Below are 16,644 nucleotides of genomic sequence, written 5' to 3'. Positions count from 1 at the left end.
GGCATATGCCGTACCGTCCCGCTCCTCCGGACGGTTCGCATGGCACGTCCCCTCTCCCCGCCTGGGGGGAGAGGGCTAGGGTGAGGCGCAGGCCACGATTCAAAGCGCGCACGACACGCAGCCCTGCACTTCCGTGCCGGACAGCGCCATCTGGCGAAGGCGGATGTAGTAGATGGTCTTGATGCCCTTCTTCCAGGCGTGGATCTGCGCCCGGTTGATGTCGCGCGTCGTCGCCGTGTCGCGGAAGAACAGCGTCAGCGAGAGCCCCTGGTCGACATGCTGCGTCGCCGCCGCATAGGTGTCGATGATCTTCTCCGGGCCGATCTCGTAGGCGTCCTGATAATATTCCAGGTTGTCGTTGGTAAGATAGGCGGCCGGATAGTAGACGCGGCCGATCTTGCCCTCCTTGCGGATCTCGATCTTCGAGACGATCGGATGGATCGAGGAGGTCGAGTGGTTGATGTAGGAGATCGAGCCGGTCGGCGGCACGGCCTGGAGGTTCTGGTTGTAGAGGCCGCCTTCCATGACCGCCGCCTTCAGGTCCAGCCAGTCCTGCCGCGTCGGGATATGGATCCCGGCCTCCTCGAAGATCGCCCTCACCCTCTGCGTCGCCGGCAGCCATTCGGCTTCGGTGTATTTGTCGAAATATTCCCCGGAAGCGTATTTCGAGTTCTCGAAGCCCTTGAAACTCCGGCCCTTCTCGACCGCCAGCCGGTTGGAGGCGCGGACGGCGTGATAGGTCACCGTATAGAAGTAGATATTGGTGAAGTCGATGCCTTCCTCAGAGCCGTAGAAGATGCGCTCGCGGGCGAGATAGCCGTGCAGGTTCATCTGGCCGAGGCCGATCGCGTGGCTGTCGTCGTTGCCTTTCTCGACCGAGGGGACCGAGGAGATGCGGCTCATCTCGGAAACGGCGGTCAGCGCGCGGATCGACGTCTCGATCGTGTGGCCGAAATCGGGGCTGTCCATCGCGGCGGCGATGTTGAGCGAACCGAGGTTGCAGGAGATGTCCTTGCCCATCTTCGCATAGGAGAGGTCGTCGTTGAATTCGCTCGCCTCGCTCACCTGGAGGATCTCCGAGCAGAGATTGCTCATGGTGATGCGGCCGGCGATCGGGTTCTCGCGGTTCACCGTGTCCTCGAACATGATGTAGGGATAGCCCGACTCGAACTGGATCTCGGCGATGACCTGGAAGAACTCGCGCGCCCTGATCTTCTTCTTGCGGATGCGGGCGTCCTCGACCATCTCGCGGTACTTCTCCGTCACCGAGATCTCGGTGAAGGGCACGCCGTAGACGCGTTCCACGTCGTGCGGGGAGAAGAGGTACATGTCCTCGTTGTTCTTCGCCAGCTCGAAGGTGATGTCCGGGATGACGACGCCGAGCGAGAGCGTCTTGATGCGGATCTTCTCGTCGGCGTTCTCCCGCTTGGTGTCGAGGAAGCGCATGATGTCCGGGTGGTGGGCGTGGAGATAGACGGCCCCCGCCCCCTGCCGCGCGCCGAGCTGGTTGGCGTAGGAGAACGAGTCCTCCAGCAGCTTCATCACCGGGATAACGCCGGAAGACTGGTTCTCGATCTGCTTGATCGGCGCGCCCATCTCGCGAAGGTTGGTGAGGCAGAGCGCGACGCCCCCGCCGCGCTTGGAAAGCTGGAGGGCCGAGTTGATCGCGCGGCCGATGCTCTCCATGTTGTCCTCGACGCGCAGCAGGAAGCAGGAGACGAGCTCGCCGCGCTGCTTCTTGCCGGCGTTGAGGAAGGTGGGGGTCGCCGGCTGGAACCGGCCGGAGATGATCTCGTCGACGAGGTCGCGGGCGAACGCCTCGTTGCCGCGCGCCAGCGTCAGCGCCACCATGCAGACGCGGTCTTCGTAACGCTCCAGGTAGCGCTTCCCGTCGAAGGTCTTCAGCGTGTAGGAGGTGTAATACTTGAAGGCGCCGAGGAAGGTCGGGAAGCGGAACTTCTTCGCATAGGCGTGATCGAAGAGATCGCGCACGAAATTGAAGGAATACTGGTCCAGCACCTCTTGCTCGTAATAGCCCTCGGTCACCAGGTAATCGAGCTTTTCCCTGAGGTTATGGAAGAAGACGGTGTTCTGGTTGACGTGCTGGAGGAAATACTGCTTGGCCGCCTGCCGGTCCTTGTCGAGCTGGATCTTTCCGTTCTCGTCGTAAAGGTTCAGCATGGCGTTGAGCGCGTGGTAGTCCAGCGCCGTGATTTCCGGCGCCTTCGCCGGCTTGTCTATCGTCATCGTGTCCAAAACCGTTCCAGTCCCTGTCTGACGTTGTCGACGTCCTCATCCGTCCCGAGCAGCTCGAAACGGTAGAGGTAGGGCACCGCGCACTTCGCCGAGATGATGTTTCCCGCGACGGCGTATCCGGTGCCGAAATTGGTGTTGCCGGCCGCGATCACGCCGCGGATGAGGCTGCGATTGTTCGGATTGTTGAGGAAGCGGATGACCGGCTTCGGCACCGCCCCCTTCTCGCCGCCCCCGCCATAGGTCGGCGAAACCAGCACGAAGGGCTGCCGGACCTCGGGCGGCTCCCCGCTCGCATCGACCGGCAGGCGCAGGGCTTCCATCCCGAGCCTCTCAACGAAGCGGCGGGTGTTCTCCGACCGGCTGGAGAAATAGACGAGCCCGGCCATCGTGCCGGCTCAGGCGAGCGCGCTGATCATGTCCGGACGGAACCCAGCCCAGTGCCGCTCGCCGGCGACGACGACCGGCACCTGCCGGTAGCCGAGGCCCTGGACGAGCGCGAAGGCATTCGCATCCTCGGAGATGTCGACGACCCGGTAGTCGATGCCCTGGCGGTCGAGCGCGCGAGTGGTCGCGGTGCACTGGACGCAGGCGGGCTTGCTGTAGACGGTGATGGACATGGCTTTCCTCGTATTTTCAATCAGGCATGAGGGATCGTTCGGACATCCGCCGACGGCCGTTCGATGGGCTGGAGATGGACATGAGCGACCGTCCACGGACGGCCGGACGCGGGGCGCCGCTTACTCGCGCGGGTAGGCTGGTAACAGGATCGACATGACTTCACCCCGAAGCGATTATGCGGGACATTCGGGGAAACGGCGGGGCGGCGTCATTCCGCAACCCGTCGCTCGCCTGCCGGACACCCCGCCCGTGGACGTTCATGCGCGAGGCAGGTCTCCTGGCTTGCGGGTCGCCGCATCCGTCCGCCTTCCCAAGGCATTTGCGCCCCAGTGGCTTTGTCGAACGAATGCTCGCCGCTTACAGTTGCGGGGGCAGCTCCGGACTTGCGCGGCCGTCATGGCCGCACCGGATTCCCGTCTTAGCCTTCGATCCTCTCGAATCGAAGGAACCTCGAACACAAGATATAGTAGACGAGGTAAAAAATGCGTCAATGGCTATGATGCGTTATCAACGGTTTCGTTGTGATGGATGGAAACGGGGCAATCCCGGCCATCGACGGCGACCATGCCGAAGCGGCCGTTTGCGGTGCATGTGCGGGCGCCGCTCATCAGGTCTTCCGACCAGAGCTCGCGTCACATGCCCCGCAACCTCGACCAGTTCGCCCATGCAGGCCGGAGCCTGGAAGCCGACGCGGTCGCAGGATGTGGTCACGAAGGGCACAGCGCAAGCCCCGCACCGCCGAAGAGCGTACCGTGATGGTTCGTATCGCCGGGAAAGGCGAGATCGCCCAGCCGGCTCGACGATGCCGGGATCGCTCCCGGCACCGCAAGGGTTTCGCCTTCAGGGCTCATCGCGATGCCGCCGCCGGCTCGGCGGAGCCGCCGGCCTTGCGCAGGCGCCATGCCGCCTCGACCATGTTGGCGAGCGCGGGCCTGACCTCCTCCCACCGGCGTGTCTTGAGGCCGCAGTCCGGATTGATCCAAAGCTGCCTGTCCTCGAGGCGCAGGCGGGCGAGCGACAAAAGGTCCGTCATCTCGTCGACCTCCGGCACGCGCGGCGAATGGATGTCGTAGACACCGGGGCCGATCTCGTTCGGGTACCTGAAGTTCCGGAAGGCATCGAGCAGTTCCATCTTCGAGCGGGATGTCTCGATGGAGATGACGTCGGCGTCCATCGCGGCGATGGCCGCGATGATGTCGTTGAACTCCGAGTAGCACATATGGGTATGGATCTGCGTCCGGTCCGCCACGCCGCCGGAGCAAAGGCGGAAGGATTCGACCGCCCAGTCGAGATAGTGCTGCCAGTCCTTGTGGCGGAGCGGCAGGCCCTCGCGCAGCGCCGCCTCGTCGATCTGGATCATCTTCGCGCCGGCCTTCTCCAGGTCCAGAACCTCGTCCCGGATCGCGAGCGCGATCTGGCGGCATATCGCCTCGCGCGGAAGATCGTCTCGGACGAAGGACCAGTTGAGGATGGTCACGGGCCCGGTCAGCATGCCCTTCACGGGCTTTTGCGTCAGGGACTGGGCATATTTCCACCATTCGACCGTCATCGGGTTGGGCCGCGAGACGTCGCCGAAGATGATGGGCGGGCGCACATAGCGCGAGCCGTAGCTCTGCACCCAGGCATGCCTGGTGAAGGCGAAACCGGCGAGCTGTTCGCCGAAGTATTGGACCATGTCGTTGCGCTCGAACTCGCCGTGCACGAGCACGTCGAGGCCGATTTCCTCCTGCCAGCGTATGACGAGGCCGGTCTGCCTCCGGAGGAAGGCCTGATAGTCCATGTAGCTCAATTCGCCCTTTGCATGGGCGGCGCGGGCCTTGCGGACCTCGCTCGTCTGCGGAAACGAACCGATCGTCGTCGTCGGGAACAGCGGCAGCCGGACCGCATCCGCCTGGAGCGTGCGGCGCTGCTCGAAGGGGCTCGCGCGCGTCTTCATCCCGTCATCGATGCCGGCGATCCGGCCCTGCACGAGCGGATCGGTCACCTTCGGCGAAGACGCACGGGCGGCAACGGCTTTCGAGGCGTCGTTCAACGCCTCCCGCACGGCCTCCTTCCCCTGCGCAAGCCCCTTGCCGAGGGTCGAAAGCTCGCCGAGCTTCTGGGTGGCGAAAGCGAGCCAGCCCTTGAGGTCGCCGTCGAGCGCCGTTTCGAGCGCGAGGTCGATCGGCACATGGAGGAGCGAGCACGAGGCCGCGACCTCGACGGCATCGGCTCCACGCGCGGAAACCAAGGGCGCCAGCCGGTCGACGATGGCGGCAAGGTCGGCGCGCCAGATGTTGCGCCCGTCGATGACGCCGAGCGAAAGCACCTGGCCGGCCCGCACGGCCGCGGCGACCGCATCGAGCTGTTCCGGCGCGCGCACGAGGTCGACATGGAGGCCGGCGACCGGAAGGGCGGCGGCAGCCGCGAGATTGTCATCGAGGGCGCCGAAATAGGTCGTCAGCATCAGCTTCAGGCCCGGAACGGCGGCGGCAAGGCGCTCATAGGCCATCTTGAAGGCGTGGCGCTCACCCTCCGTCAGATCCAGGGCGAGGACCGGTTCGTCGACCTGCACCCAGTCCGCGCCGGCGGCGCCCAGCCTGCCGAACAGCTCTTCGTAGACCGGAAGCAGCTTCGCCAGCAGGTCGAGCGGCTTGAACGTGGCGGGACGGGCCTTGGCGAGCTTGAGGAAGGTGACCGGGCCGAGCACGACCGGACGTGTATGGATGCCGAGCGCCTTGGCTTCCAGGAAGTGATCGACCGGCTTGTGCGAGGTGAGCCTGAAGGCCTGGTCCTCGGAGACTTCCGGAACCATGTAGTGATAGTTCGTGTCGAACCATTTCGTCATTTCGAGCGCCGGGACGCCGTGGCCGTGATGCGCATGGCCGCAATCGGCATGCCCATCGCCCTGGCTGCCGCGGGCCATGGCGAAATAGAGGGACAGCGGCACGTTCCCGCCGTTCCAGCCGTAGACGGCGGGGATGGCGCCGACCATCACGGCCGTATCGAGCACGTGATCGTAGAAGGAGAAGTCGCTGGAGGGAATCCGCGTGATCCCCAGGTCGCGCTGGAGCGCCCAGTTTTCGGCGCGCAGCCTTTTCGCCGTTTCGAGGAGGTCGTCTTCCGTGACCTTTCCGGACCAGTAGCCTTCGAGGGCGAACTTGAGCTCGCGGTGGCGACCGATGCGCGGGAAGCCGAGGGAGGCGACCGGCAGAGTTTGATGTGACATTGTCATACCCCATTGGTTCGTGGGGGCATGGGTAAGCGGACGCGTGCGAATGCCGCCGCTATCGGGCAGCCGCAGCAACCACCGGGACACCCCGCCCGTGGACGTTATGTTGTCTTGGCAGGTCTCCTGGCTCGCGGGTCGTCGCCCTGTCCGTCTTCCCAAGGCTTTGCCTCAGTGACATCGGTGGACAGCGGCTCGCCGCTTACAGTTGCGGGGGCAGCCCCGGCATTGCCGACGGATCGACGCACCGGATTCCCTCTTAGCCCCGAAGACGGCGAAGTCGCCCCGGGGAACCATGACGCAGGGATTTCGTCTCAGAACGACGGGAATGTCAAGTCATATAAAGAAATCTTTATATCTTTATTTTCAAGCTCGGCTGATTTCGTCCAGATACCAGCCGATATAGCGCAGCTCGTTGTGCTCCATGGGCGCGATCGGGCCGGGCACGAAATAATGCGACCGCACGCCCCGCGCCGTGTGCTCGATGATCGCCTTGTCTTCCTCGGTCGTGACCTTCCAAAGCCAGGTGAGCCTTGCAATATCGTAGTCCCTGCCCTCCTGCGCCTTGCCGTCGACGAGCCAGGTCAGCTCCATCTCGCAGGTCTCCGCCGTCTTCGGGATGAAGCGGTAGATCATCCCGTGGTCGGGATAGCAGACGAGGAACGTCGTGCCGCCGAGATGGATGGAGGTGACGCCTCCGTCGAAACCGGTGAAGCGCCCCATCAGCGGGGCGACCGCCTTGCCGTCCTGACTGCCGCTCTCGACGCCGTCATAGAGCGCGTAGCGGAAGGCGTGGATCGCCTCGCGGCCCTCGCGCGAGGTCTGCCAGTGGTTGCCGGAGCCGACCTCGATGCCGAGTCCGCAGGTACGCGCTTCCATCGCTTGGTTCAGCGCCTCGATCATGTGAAGCGGCTGCTCCAGCGCGTGGGTCTGCGAATATTCCGGATGCGCCGGGCCGCAGTGATAACACTCGACATAGTTTTCCACGGCGAGCTTCCAGTTGGCGGCGACCGGATAGGTCTGCCGGTGGGCGACCTTCGCGCTCGCCCAGCCGTATTGGCCGCAGGTCGCGTGCATCAGGTTCTCCGCCTCGGAGAAATCGAGCGGCGCCTGCGCGAACGAGATGAAGATCAATCCCTCGACCACGCGCACATGCAGCGTCTTGAGCCCATGCTCCTCACGCCTGAAATCCTTGGGCATCAGGCGCGCGGCCTTGAGGCTGCCGTCATTGCCGTAGGTCCAGGCATGATAGGGACAGACGAATACGCGGGCGTTGCCCTTCTGCCGGGTGCAGACTTCCGCACCGCGGTGGCGACAGACATTGAGCATGGCATGGACCGAGCCATCGGGCGCGCGGGTGACGATCACCTGTTCGGTATCGATGCGGAAGACCTCGAAGTCGTTTGCGTTCGGGATCACGCTCTCATGGACGATGCAATGCCAATGGCGGCGGAATACGCGCTCCATGTCCCGCAGGTAGATCTCCGGGTCATGGTAGAACGGGCGGGCAAGCCCGTGGCCGGGCCGGTGATCGGCAATCAGCCGATCGATCCGGTCATTGCCAATGTCGATTACGGCTTCCGCGATATGCCCCATGCCGGCACCCCTAAGACACTTGTTTTGCAAAACAGTATTTCCGGCGCACGGCCGCCGGCAAGACAAGGAAAGCAGCGTGATTAATCGACAAGATCAATTACGGCCCAACCTGTCGAAGGCACCCGGATGTCGCGGATGCACAATCGCGATTCCGGACCGCAGGGCAGAACAACCCCGAGCCCCCGTCGAGCGCCGCCGCCAAATCGGCAGTCGGATCATCGGGATGCTCGGTGCCGGCCGGAAGGCGCATCGCCGTTCGAGATGCGCCGATGCGCCGGCGGAAAATCCCGATTGCGTCAACGCCCGCGCTTGCGGGGCTCCTCTCAGCGGGCCAGCTCGAACTGTATCTCGATGCGATGATAGGGGGCGCCCGGCCCGTTCCAGTCATGATAGACCTCGCGGCTTTGGCCGGAAAACGTGTGGCGCGACATTTCGATCTCCGCAACCAGCGGCGCATATCCTTGCGTAAAGAGCGTGCGAAGCGAGCCCTGGTGAACGCGCGAGGCGACGATGGCCGGCTCGATGTGGGCGAGTTCCACCGGTCCTTCGTAGCCTTCCGGCCGGACCACGGGGCGGCAGATCTGCCAGTCGAAGGGCGTCTTGCCGTCCTTCGGCAGGCCATGGGCGATGAAGGTCCACGGCCCGGCGACGGCAAGCCCGAAATCGCGGATCGCCCCGTCGATGACCGGAGCGCATTCGGTGGCCGCCTGCCTGATTGCGGGGATGGTGAGGCGGCGGCCAATGCGCAGCACCCACATGTCCGGCGTCTCGATGATGTTCATGGGTCCACTCCTTTGCGGGACGCAAGACCTATGGCCGCGATCGTTTGCCGGCAAGCGGGAGCGTGGAAAACCATGCCAAACTTGCGGACGAAGGAACGGAGAGAAGAAAATCCATTCCAGCCGCCTCCCCTGGCAGGGCGAGCACGGAGGGCTTTTCCGCGGCAACCCACGATGTCATTGCGATGTCGGCATGTGCGGGGTACATGCAAAACTCCCGTTACGGGAATCGACCTGACCCGAATCCCGTGATGCAGAAGGAACAGTCGATGCCGATAGCAGCGCGCCGGGGGCCGATCGCCCTCGCCTACAGCGTCCTCATCCTGCCGGGCGTCATCGCCTACCTCTTCACCGTCAGCGTCGTCGTGCTTGCCGCCGACCGTTTCTGGCTCGTCGACCTCCTCACCTTCGCCTGGCCCTACATGGTGACCGTCGGCGCGCTCTTCGTCGTCGCGGCTTTCGTGACGCGGCGCATGAAGGCCATCGTCATCGCCCTTGCCGGCCTTGCCGTCGCCACCATCCCGGCCGCCGACGTGCCGACCGTGCGCACCGCCGCCGCTGCCGGCAGCGGGCTGAAGGTGCTCACCGCCAACCTCTTCGTCGACAACGGCGAGGACCCGGCCGTCTTCATCGACCTCCTGCGCCGGGAAAGGCCCGACATCGTCGTCTTGCAGGAAACGACGGAGGCCTGGGAGCGGGCGCTGTCGGCCTCGGGCCTCTACCCTTACGAAAGCAGCCCGGAAAGCCGCGCCCGCGACGACCTGAAGGTCTTCTCCGCCCTGCCCATCCGGGCCGAGACGGAGCTGAAGCGCGCCTTCACCGAGGAGCACGCCTACAAGCAGCCGCTCCGCCTGGAGCTCGACCTTAACGGCAGGCCGCTCTTTCTCTACGCCTTCCACCCGGAAACGCCGCGCCGGCTCTGGCAGTGGCGCGACCGCAACGCCTATCTTTCCGCCGCCGCGGATGCCGTCAAGGGCGACCTCGAAAAGGCGCCGGTCATCGTCGCCGGCGACTGGAACACGCCCACCTGGTCGCCTTTCTTCCGCGGCTTCCTCAAGCAGGCCGGCCTTGCCTCCACCGCCGGCGGCTGGCTGCAGCCGGTCACCCGCTTCTCGATGAAGCTCGACGCCCTTGCCTATATCGGCGCTTCGATCGACCATATCGCCGTTTCGCCGGACATTTTCCTGCGCGCCCAGCGCGTCGGCCCGGCCTTCGGCTCGAACCACCTGCCGGTGATCGCCGAGCTCACCCTGCCGGAGACCTGAGCCCTCGTCCCGGCGGAAAAACACCCTATCTTAGGAGGGCATACCGAGGGAGACGATGATGTCCACAGACAAGAACAGCCCGAAAGACTCGCTGGAAAAGGAACGCGCCCGGCAGAAGGAACAGAGCCGGAAGGCCGAGCAGGACGATTATCTGGAAGAGGCGCTGGAAGAAACCTTTCCGGCCAGCGACCCGATCGCTCCCGGCGACGTGAAGGATCACGCCAAGTGACGCCCTTGCCGCTTTCGGCCCTGGCGCGGACGGAATGAGCATTCCCTTCCTGTTCGCCGGTCCGCAGGACGCGCCTGCGACGCTGCTGCTTGCCCATGGCAGCGGCGCGCCGATGGATTCGCCGGCGATGAACGCCGCGGCATCGGCGCTTGCGTCGCAAGGCCTGCGTGTCGCCCGCTTCGAATTCTCCTACATGGCCGCGCGCCGCACGGAAGGCAGCCGCAGGCCACCGCCGAAGGCCGAGACGCTGAACCCGGAATTTCGCGCCGCCGTCGCAGCGCTCGGCGCGAAGGGTCCCCTCGTCATCGGCGGCAAGTCGATGGGCGGACGCGTGGCCAGCATGGTGGCGGACGGGCTTCATGCCGAGGGCCGCGTCGCCGGCCTCCTCTGCCTCGGCTACCCGTTCCACCCGCCGGAAAAACCGGCGCAGCTGCGCACCGCGCACCTGATGACGCTGAAGGTGCCCACGCTGATCTGCCAAGGCACGCGCGATCCCTTCGGCACGAAGGACGAGGTGCCGGGTTACGGCCTGCCGGAACGCATCCGCTTCCTCTGGCTGGAGGACGGCGACCACGACCTGAAACCGCGCAAGAGCGTTTCCGGCTTCTCCGCCGCCGATCACCTCGCCACGATGGCGAGCACGGTGAGGGCCTGGGTGGAGACGCTCTGAAACCTGTTCCGCACGGAACAGCCCGCACGCCCCTGCCATGCGAAGGTTCCGTCACGGGACGGACGAACCGTCCCGGCCGGACGCGTCCGCGTCTGCCGCGAGCGGAGCTCCCGATCCGGGGTCGATCGCCGCGCGGCTCCAGCCGGCAGACGGCCTCCCGGACGCGGCGAAGCCCGGATGCGCTCTTCGCATCCGGGCTTCTCTCCCGCGATAATCAGTTTGCGCCGACCTGCCCCGCCCAGCTTTGCGTGCCCGCCTCGCCGTTGAGGAACGGCAGGGCCGTGCTGACCAGGGCCGGTGCGGCGAAGGTCTCGTAGTGGGTCAGTCCCGGCAGGATGGCGAGGCGGTTCCTCGACATGTGCTCGCGCATCCAGCCGGCATCCTTCAGCCCGCCGCCGAGCTTCTGGTAGAATTCGACGATGTGTTCCGGACGGATCATGTCGCTGTCGCCGTAGATCAGCATGACCGGCATGGAGAGTTTTGCCACGGCGTCCGAAGCGTCGTAGTCGGCGCGCATCATATCGCCCATGGCGTCGAGCAGCTTCGGGAACTGGGACGCGTCCGGCGCGACGGCGGCATACGACTTGTACATCGGCGTCTCCTTCATCATGTCGGCCATGGCGCCCGAAACCGATTCCTGCTGCGGGATCATCTCCGGGAAGAAGCCGCTCTTGGCGAAGGGCGCGGAGGCAATGACGAGGCGGCGCACCTTGTCCGGCGCCTGTGCGCCCATGTGAAGCGCGACCCCGCCGCCGAAGGAATAGCCGAGCACGTCGACCGTGTCATAGCCGAGTTTCGCGACGAGTTCGGCCATGTCCCTGCCGATCGCCGGAATGTCGATGGGGCGGTCGCCGAGCGGCGTGCGGCCGTGGCCCTGGAGATCGACGCCGATCACCTGACGGCTCTCCTGCAAGGTCTTGAGGTTGGCGCCGAACATCTCGATCTGGCCGAGACCGCCGTGCAGAAGCAGGAGCGGCTCGCCCTTGCCGCGGATCTCGTAGTAATAGCTGATGCCGTTGACGTCGAGATGGCCTGCCTTGTCCGGCTTTCCGGCCACGCCCTGCAAGGGATTCTCCTTGACCTCCTCGGCGGCGGCGACCGGCGCGAAGGCGGCGAGAGCGGCGGTCAGAAGGGTGATGATGGTCATCTTCGGCATGTCTTTCTCCTCGGGGCTCCAACCGGCGGCCCGCCGGCTTCATGCACCAAGGACGCCGAAGATCCGCCGGCGCCGACACGGGACAGGAAATTTTCCGCAAACATCCTGCGAAACTGAATCAGGTTGCTGCGAGCCTGAATCCGCTTCTATCTCCAAACCATTGAAATTGAGATGTTATCCCTCCGGAACGCACGGCTTCCGTCTTGAAGAAGCCGGTCTCCTGCACGCGCTTCAGCTCCGCTCCCGCCGCAGCTTGGCCCACCATTCGAGCCTCTTGCGCAATTCCCGCTCGAAGCCGCGTTCCGGCGGATCGTAGAAGGTCTTGCGGCCCATCTTCTCCGGGAAATAGTCCTGGCCGGAAAAGGCGTCGGGCTCGTCGTGGTCGTAGCGGTAGCCCTCGCCGTAGGCCTCGCTCTTCATCAGCTTGGTCGGTGCGTTGAGGATGTGCTTCGGCGGCAGCAGCGAGCCGTTCTCCTTGGCCGCACGCATGGCCGATTTGTAGGCGGTGTAGACGGCGTTGGATTTCGGGGCCGTCGCCAGATAGACGCAGGCCTGCGCCAGCGCCAGCTCCCCTTCCGGAGAGCCGAGGAAATCGTAGGCGTCCTTCGCCGCATTGCAGACCACGAGCGCCTGCGGATCGGCAAGGCCGATGTCCTCCACCGCCATGCGCACCATGCGGCGGCACAGGAACAGCGGGTCCTCGCCGGCATCCAGCATGCGGGTGAGATAGTAGAGCGCCGCATCGGGATCCGAGCCGCGCACGGACTTGTGCAGGGCGGAAATGAGGTTGTAATGGCCGTCCTGCGACTTGTCGTAGACCGGCGCCCGGCGCTGCACGATGCGGAAGAGGTCGTCCTGGCCGAAGGTCTCGCCGGCGCGCGCCGCGCGCCAAACCTCCTCGGCCAGCGTCAGCACCGCCCGCCCGTCGCCGTCGGCCATGCGCAACAGCGAGGCACGCGCCTCCCCGTCCAGCGGCAGGGGCTTTTCCTCGATCGCCTCGGCGCGCTTCAGAAGCTCCTCCAGGCTCTCCTCGTCATGGGGCTTGAAGGTGAGCACGCGGGCGCGGGAGAGAAGAGCGGCGTTGAGCTCGAAGGACGGGTTTTCCGTCGTCGCGCCGACGAGCACGATCGTGCCGTCCTCCATGACCGGCAGGAAGCTGTCCTGCTGGGCGCGGTTGAAGCGGTGGATCTCGTCGACGAAGAGCAGGGTCTGGCGGCCGCCCATGCGGCGCTGGCGGGCCGCCTCGAAGACCTTCTTCAAATCGGCGACGCCGGAGAAGATCGCGGAAATCTGCTCGAAGGCAAGGCCGGTCTCGCCGGAAAGGAGCCGCGCCACCGTGGTCTTGCCGGTACCGGGCGGCCCCCAGAAGATCATCGAGCCGAGCGAGCCGGCCTCGATCATGCGCGAGAGGACGCCGTCCGGGCCGGTCAGGTGCTCCTGGCCGGAAACCTCGCCCAGCGTGCGGGGGCGCAGGCGGTCGGCCAGGGGCCGTTTTGCCGCCATCTCCTCCGGCTCACGCGGGGCGAAGAGGTCGCTCATCGGAAGAACTGGCGGATGCGCTGGCCGTCGCGCTCGATCTCGACGCGCCAGATGGATGGATCTTCATTGACGAGCGAGGCGAGAACTTCCGTCGAGGCGACCTCCGTGCCGTTGAGCTCGATGATGACGTCGCGCGGCTGAAGGCCGATGCGGGCTGCCGGCGAGCCGCGGTTGACCTCGGTGACGACGACGCCTGCCGAGGCCCGGTTGATCGGCATGCGCAGCTCCTCGGCAACGCGCGGGGAAAGGTTGGCGACCACGGCGCCGGAGAAGGGGTTGCGCCCCTCGATCAGCCGCTCGTCGCGCGGCGTCGTTTCCGGCGCGCGGTCGAGCGAGAGCGTCAGTTCCTGCTCCTCGCCGTTGGCGATCACGGTTATGCGCGCCGTTCCGCCGATGCCGACGGTGGTGAGGCGATAGCCGAGCGCGTCGGGATGCTCGACGGCAATGCCGTTGACGGCGGTGACCACCTGCCCCGGCTTCATGCCGGCCTTTTCCGCCGGGCTGCCGGGCTGGACCTGCGAGATGAGCGCGCCCCGCGCCCGCGGCAGGCCGAGCGCCTCCGCCACCTCCGAGGTCACGGCATCGAAGGTCGCGCCGACGAAGGGACGGTCGAAGGTGGCGCTGCCGTTCTCGGCGCTGGCGACGAAGGTCTTCACGAGGTTGGCCGGAATGGCGAAGCCGACGCCGTTCGAGCCGCCGCCGCGCGAGAAGATGGCCGTGTTGATGCCGATCAGCTCGCCGTTCATATTGATGAGGCCGCCGCCCGAATTGCCGGGATTGATGGAAGCGTCCGTCTGGATGAAGAAGCCGAAATCGCCCGAGCGCACCTGGTTGCGGGCGAGCGCCGAGACGATGCCGCTCGTCACCGTCTGGCCGACGCCGAACGGATTGCCGATGGCGAGCACGAGATCGCCGACCTGCACGGCGTCGCTGTCGCCGAGCGGAAGCGCGGTGAACTCGGCATCCGCCTTGATCTTCAGGACGGCAAGATCGACGCGCTCGTCCTTCAGCACGACGGTGCTTTCATATTCGCGGCCGTCCGCCAGCGCGACCTTGATGTCGCTTGCGCCCTCGATCACATGGTTGTTCGTCACCACGATGCCCTTGGTGCCGACGATCACGCCGGAACCGAGCGAGGACTGCTTTTCGCTGCGGTTCGGCATGCGCTGGCCGAAGAACTCCTCGAAGAAGGGATCGCCGTCGAAGATCGAGCGGCGCTCGACGACACGCTCGGCATAGACATTGACGACGGCGTTCTCGACCTGCTTGACGAGCGGCGCGAAGGAGAGCTGCATTTCCGTGCGCGACTGCGGCACGGTGCGTTCCTGGGCCGCGGCGGGCGTTGCCAGCGCGAGAGCGGCGGCGACCGGCACGGCAAGCAGGATGCGGATTTTCAGCATGGACGAGTCTCCTTCGTTTCTGCGCCACGTTCAGATAGGATCTCATGGCAGAAAAGGCAAACCGGGTGGGCCTGCCGCCTCGCGAAAGGTCACGCCAAACGCACGAAAAAGTGGTCGCCGCATATCTTCGCGGCCGTTGAAACGACACGGCCCTCGTTTACGTAGATGTCAGGCAAACAACCAGCAGATCGAGCTCCTCCATGTCCGTCTATCGCCCGCCCCGCATCCCCGCTTCGCAGATCACGCCCGAGGATTGTTTTTTCAATCGCCGCTCGTTCCTGGCGGCGGCAGCCGGCGGCGTTCTCGCGGCGGCGGGCACGCCCGCCTTTGCGGAAGCCCTGAAGGCGTCCAGGAGCCAATACACGGTCGATGAGGCGCTGACGCCCGAAAAGGACGTGACCAGCTACAACAACTTCTACGAATTCGGCATGGGCAAGGGCGACCCGCTGGCGAATTCGGAGAAGTTCAAGCCGGCGCCCTGGACGGTGAAGGTCGACGGCCTCGTCGGCAAGCCGAAGGAATTCGGACTGGAGGAGCTGCTTGCCATGCCGATCGAAGAGCGGGTCTACCGCATGCGCTGCGTGGAAGCCTGGTCCATGGTGATCCCCTGGGCCGGCTTCCCGCTCGCCGCTCTTCTCGACAAGGTGGAACCCCTCGGCGACGCCAAGTATGTCGCGTTCGAGACCGTCGTGCGGCCGGAGGAGATGCCCGGCCAGTCCGGCTATTTCCAGCCGCTGCCCTGGCCCTATGTCGAGGGCCTCAGGCTCGACGAGGCGCGTCACCCGCTGACGCTCCTCGCCGTCGGCGTCTACGGCAAGACGCTGCCCAACCAGAACGGCGCGCCGATCCGCCTCGTCGTGCCGTGGAAATACGGCTTCAAGGGCATCAAGTCGATCGTCAAAATCACGCTCACCGACAAGCAGCCGCCGTCCACCTGGAACCTTTCCGCGCCGGACGAATACGGCTTCTACGCCAACGTCAACCCGGAGGTCGACCATCCGCGCTGGAGCCAGGCAAGCGAGAACCGCATCGGCGAAGGCGGCTTCTTCGGCGCGAACCGCCGCCCGACCCTGCCCTTCAACGGCTATGGCGAGGAGGTCGCCGGCCTCTATGCCGGCATGGACCTTCGGGCGAACTACTGATGGCGAGCCTGCCCGCCCTGCCCCGCAGATACCATACGGCATCGATCTGGCTGCTCTACGCCTTGGGCCTCGTGCCGGCCGCCTACGGCTTCTGGCTGGGGGCGACGGGGCAGCTTCCCGGCAACCCGGTCAAGGAATTCGAGCACCTGCTGGGCCTCTGGGCGCTGCGCTTCCTCGTCGCGACGCTCGCCGTCACGCCCGTTCGCGACCTCTTCGGCATCAACTGGATCCGCTACCGCCGCGCGCTCGGGCTCCTCGCCTTCTGGTACGTGCTGATGCATTTCCTGACCTATATGGTGCTCGACCAGTACCTGAATTTTTCCGCGATCCTCGTCGATATCGCCAAGCGTCCGTTCATCACCATCGGCATGGCGGCCTTCGTGATGCTCATCCCGCTCGCACTGACCTCCAACGCGTGGTCGATCCGCAAGCTCGGGCCGCGCTGGGGGAAGCTGCACCGGCTCGTCTACGTCATCGCCGCCGCCGGGGCTCTGCATTTCGCCATGTCGGTCAAGGTCGTGGGGCCGGAGCCCTTGATCTATATCGGTCTCGTCCTGCTGCTTCTCCTCTGGCGCCCGATAAGGCCGCGCTTCAATCGATGGAAACGCGGCCATGATCCTCTCCTCCGTCATGGCCGGGCTTGACCCGGCCATCCACGCTCCGGTCACGGCGGCAGATCCTCGGGCTGCGGGTTATGCCCGACGACGAGATGGCGGACAGTTGGCATGAAAACGAAAAGGCCGGGAGATCGCTCTCCCGGCCTTCTTCAATTGCTATCGCGAAAAA

Annotated in this window: 16 protein-coding genes and 2 riboswitches; of the genes, 6 read left to right on the top strand and 10 right to left on the bottom strand. The window is 65.3% G+C overall.

The features are described from left to right. Positions 1-99: 99 nt before the first annotated feature. The 6 genes from nrdE to ACIIOY_RS18285 all read right to left on the bottom strand — a co-directional run bounded on the left by nrdE (position 100) and on the right by ACIIOY_RS18285 (position 7,501). The gene (gene nrdE / locus ACIIOY_RS18310) at positions 100-2,247 is read right to left on the bottom strand and encodes a class 1b ribonucleoside-diphosphate reductase subunit alpha (protein WP_411036109.1); all 2,148 of its coding nucleotides are present in this window, start codon (positions 2,245-2,247) and stop codon (positions 100-102) included. Beyond that, positions 2,244-2,642, bottom strand: coding sequence for a class Ib ribonucleoside-diphosphate reductase assembly flavoprotein NrdI (nrdI, locus tag ACIIOY_RS18305; protein WP_411036108.1), 399 nt, complete (start codon positions 2,640-2,642; stop codon positions 2,244-2,246). Before nrdI ends, nrdE begins: the two co-directional genes overlap by 4 nt. 9 nt (positions 2,643-2,651) lie before the next feature. Beyond that, a complete protein-coding gene (nrdH, locus tag ACIIOY_RS18300; RefSeq protein WP_411036107.1) occupies positions 2,652-2,873 on the bottom strand; it encodes a glutaredoxin-like protein NrdH in 222 nt (73 codons plus the stop codon). 251 nt (positions 2,874-3,124) lie between these two features. Further along, a riboswitch (cobalamin riboswitch) is annotated at positions 3,125-3,342 on the bottom strand. Between the two features lie 239 nt (positions 3,343-3,581). Continuing rightward, entirely contained in the window at positions 3,582-3,725 is a 144-nt protein-coding gene (locus tag ACIIOY_RS18295) for a hypothetical protein (RefSeq protein ID WP_411036106.1), read from the bottom strand. Beyond that, on the bottom strand, positions 3,722-6,082 hold the full coding sequence (gene metE, locus ACIIOY_RS18290; protein ID WP_411036105.1) for a 5-methyltetrahydropteroyltriglutamate--homocysteine S-methyltransferase: 2,361 nt from the start codon (positions 6,080-6,082) through the stop codon (positions 3,722-3,724). Before metE ends, ACIIOY_RS18295 begins: the two co-directional genes overlap by 4 nt. Positions 6,083-6,181: 99 nt before the next feature. Then, positions 6,182-6,395, bottom strand: a riboswitch (cobalamin riboswitch). Positions 6,396-6,448: 53 nt separating this feature from the next. Then, the gene (locus ACIIOY_RS18285; RefSeq protein ID WP_411036104.1) at positions 6,449-7,501 is read right to left on the bottom strand and encodes an aromatic ring-hydroxylating dioxygenase subunit alpha; all 1,053 of its coding nucleotides are present in this window, start codon (positions 7,499-7,501) and stop codon (positions 6,449-6,451) included. Positions 7,502-7,507: 6 nt separating this feature from the next. On the opposite strand from ACIIOY_RS18285, the gene ACIIOY_RS18280 reads away from it, so the two are divergent. Beyond that, a complete protein-coding gene (locus ACIIOY_RS18280) occupies positions 7,508-7,762 on the top strand; it encodes a hypothetical protein (RefSeq protein ID WP_411036103.1) in 255 nt (84 codons plus the stop codon). Between the two features lie 239 nt (positions 7,763-8,001). Here ACIIOY_RS18280 and ACIIOY_RS18275 read toward each other — a convergent pair whose 3' ends face one another. Further along, positions 8,002-8,460 (bottom strand): GyrI-like domain-containing protein, encoded by a 459-nt coding sequence (locus ACIIOY_RS18275; protein ID WP_411036102.1) that lies wholly within the window; start codon positions 8,458-8,460, stop codon positions 8,002-8,004. 266 nt (positions 8,461-8,726) lie between these two features. Between ACIIOY_RS18275 and ACIIOY_RS18270 the strand changes: the two genes are divergently transcribed. Genes ACIIOY_RS18270 through ACIIOY_RS18260 form a run of 3 tightly spaced genes read left to right on the top strand, consistent with a single transcriptional unit; the run spans position 8,727 to position 10,621 of the window. After that, positions 8,727-9,722, top strand: a complete 996-nt coding sequence (locus tag ACIIOY_RS18270; RefSeq protein ID WP_411036101.1) for an endonuclease/exonuclease/phosphatase family protein — start codon at positions 8,727-8,729, stop codon at positions 9,720-9,722. A gap of 58 nt (positions 9,723-9,780) precedes the next feature. Next, positions 9,781-9,951 carry a hypothetical protein gene (locus ACIIOY_RS18265; protein WP_411036100.1) on the top strand — a complete coding sequence of 57 codons (171 nt, stop codon included), beginning with the start codon at positions 9,781-9,783 and terminating at the stop codon, positions 9,949-9,951. 34 nt (positions 9,952-9,985) lie between these two features. Continuing rightward, on the top strand, positions 9,986-10,621 hold the full coding sequence (locus ACIIOY_RS18260) for an alpha/beta hydrolase family protein (protein WP_411036099.1): 636 nt from the start codon (positions 9,986-9,988) through the stop codon (positions 10,619-10,621). Positions 10,622-10,835: 214 nt separating this feature from the next. Here the strand turns inward: ACIIOY_RS18260 and ACIIOY_RS18255 are convergent, their stop codons facing one another. The 3 genes from ACIIOY_RS18255 to ACIIOY_RS18245 all read right to left on the bottom strand — a co-directional run bounded on the left by ACIIOY_RS18255 (position 10,836) and on the right by ACIIOY_RS18245 (position 14,716). Then, entirely contained in the window at positions 10,836-11,777 is a 942-nt protein-coding gene (locus tag ACIIOY_RS18255; RefSeq protein ID WP_411036098.1) for an alpha/beta fold hydrolase, read from the bottom strand. A gap of 231 nt (positions 11,778-12,008) precedes the next feature. Further along, the gene (locus ACIIOY_RS18250) at positions 12,009-13,316 is read right to left on the bottom strand and encodes a replication-associated recombination protein A (RefSeq protein WP_411036097.1); all 1,308 of its coding nucleotides are present in this window, start codon (positions 13,314-13,316) and stop codon (positions 12,009-12,011) included. Beyond that, positions 13,313-14,716 (bottom strand): DegQ family serine endoprotease, encoded by a 1,404-nt coding sequence (locus tag ACIIOY_RS18245; protein ID WP_411036096.1) that lies wholly within the window; start codon positions 14,714-14,716, stop codon positions 13,313-13,315. The genes ACIIOY_RS18250 and ACIIOY_RS18245 overlap by 4 nt, the downstream gene beginning before the upstream one ends. Positions 14,717-14,916: 200 nt before the next feature. Between ACIIOY_RS18245 and msrP the strand changes: the two genes are divergently transcribed. Continuing rightward, the gene (gene msrP, locus ACIIOY_RS18240; protein ID WP_411036095.1) at positions 14,917-15,858 is read left to right on the top strand and encodes a protein-methionine-sulfoxide reductase catalytic subunit MsrP; all 942 of its coding nucleotides are present in this window, start codon (positions 14,917-14,919) and stop codon (positions 15,856-15,858) included. Continuing rightward, entirely contained in the window at positions 15,858-16,502 is a 645-nt protein-coding gene (gene msrQ, locus ACIIOY_RS18235) for a protein-methionine-sulfoxide reductase heme-binding subunit MsrQ (protein WP_411036094.1), read from the top strand. Before msrP ends, msrQ begins: the two co-directional genes overlap by 1 nt. Positions 16,503-16,644: the final 142 nt, after the last annotated feature.

The sequence above is a fragment of the Shinella agrisoli genome (genome assembly GCF_046557955.1).
Taxonomy (GTDB): domain Bacteria; phylum Pseudomonadota; class Alphaproteobacteria; order Rhizobiales; family Rhizobiaceae; genus Shinella.
Note: the sequence above shows the minus strand (reverse complement) of the source record. Positions and strands in the feature narration are given on the sequence as shown.

Bases quoted from the DNA above. Each gene is read 5' to 3' on its own strand.
- nrdE (WP_411036109.1), bottom strand. From the start codon at position 2,247: ATGACGATAGACAAGCCGGCGAAGGCGCCGGAAATCACGGCGCTGGAC.
- nrdI (WP_411036108.1), bottom strand. From the start codon at position 2,642: ATGGCCGGGCTCGTCTATTTCTCCAGCCGGTCGGAGAACACCCGCCGC.
- nrdH (WP_411036107.1), bottom strand. From the start codon at position 2,873: ATGTCCATCACCGTCTACAGCAAGCCCGCCTGCGTCCAGTGCACCGCG.
- ACIIOY_RS18295 (WP_411036106.1), bottom strand. From the start codon at position 3,725: ATGAGCCCTGAAGGCGAAACCCTTGCGGTGCCGGGAGCGATCCCGGCA.
- metE (WP_411036105.1), bottom strand. From the start codon at position 6,082: ATGTCACATCAAACTCTGCCGGTCGCCTCCCTCGGCTTCCCGCGCATC.
- ACIIOY_RS18280 (WP_411036103.1), top strand. From the start codon at position 7,508: ATGGACGATGCAATGCCAATGGCGGCGGAATACGCGCTCCATGTCCCG.
- ACIIOY_RS18275 (WP_411036102.1), bottom strand. From the start codon at position 8,460: ATGAACATCATCGAGACGCCGGACATGTGGGTGCTGCGCATTGGCCGC.
- ACIIOY_RS18270 (WP_411036101.1), top strand. From the start codon at position 8,727: ATGCCGATAGCAGCGCGCCGGGGGCCGATCGCCCTCGCCTACAGCGTC.
- ACIIOY_RS18265 (WP_411036100.1), top strand. From the start codon at position 9,781: ATGTCCACAGACAAGAACAGCCCGAAAGACTCGCTGGAAAAGGAACGC.
- ACIIOY_RS18260 (WP_411036099.1), top strand. From the start codon at position 9,986: ATGAGCATTCCCTTCCTGTTCGCCGGTCCGCAGGACGCGCCTGCGACG.
- ACIIOY_RS18255 (WP_411036098.1), bottom strand. From the start codon at position 11,777: ATGCCGAAGATGACCATCATCACCCTTCTGACCGCCGCTCTCGCCGCC.
- ACIIOY_RS18250 (WP_411036097.1), bottom strand. From the start codon at position 13,316: ATGAGCGACCTCTTCGCCCCGCGTGAGCCGGAGGAGATGGCGGCAAAA.
- ACIIOY_RS18245 (WP_411036096.1), bottom strand. From the start codon at position 14,716: ATGCTGAAAATCCGCATCCTGCTTGCCGTGCCGGTCGCCGCCGCTCTC.
- msrP (WP_411036095.1), top strand. From the start codon at position 14,917: ATGTCCGTCTATCGCCCGCCCCGCATCCCCGCTTCGCAGATCACGCCC.
- msrQ (WP_411036094.1), top strand. From the start codon at position 15,858: ATGGCGAGCCTGCCCGCCCTGCCCCGCAGATACCATACGGCATCGATC.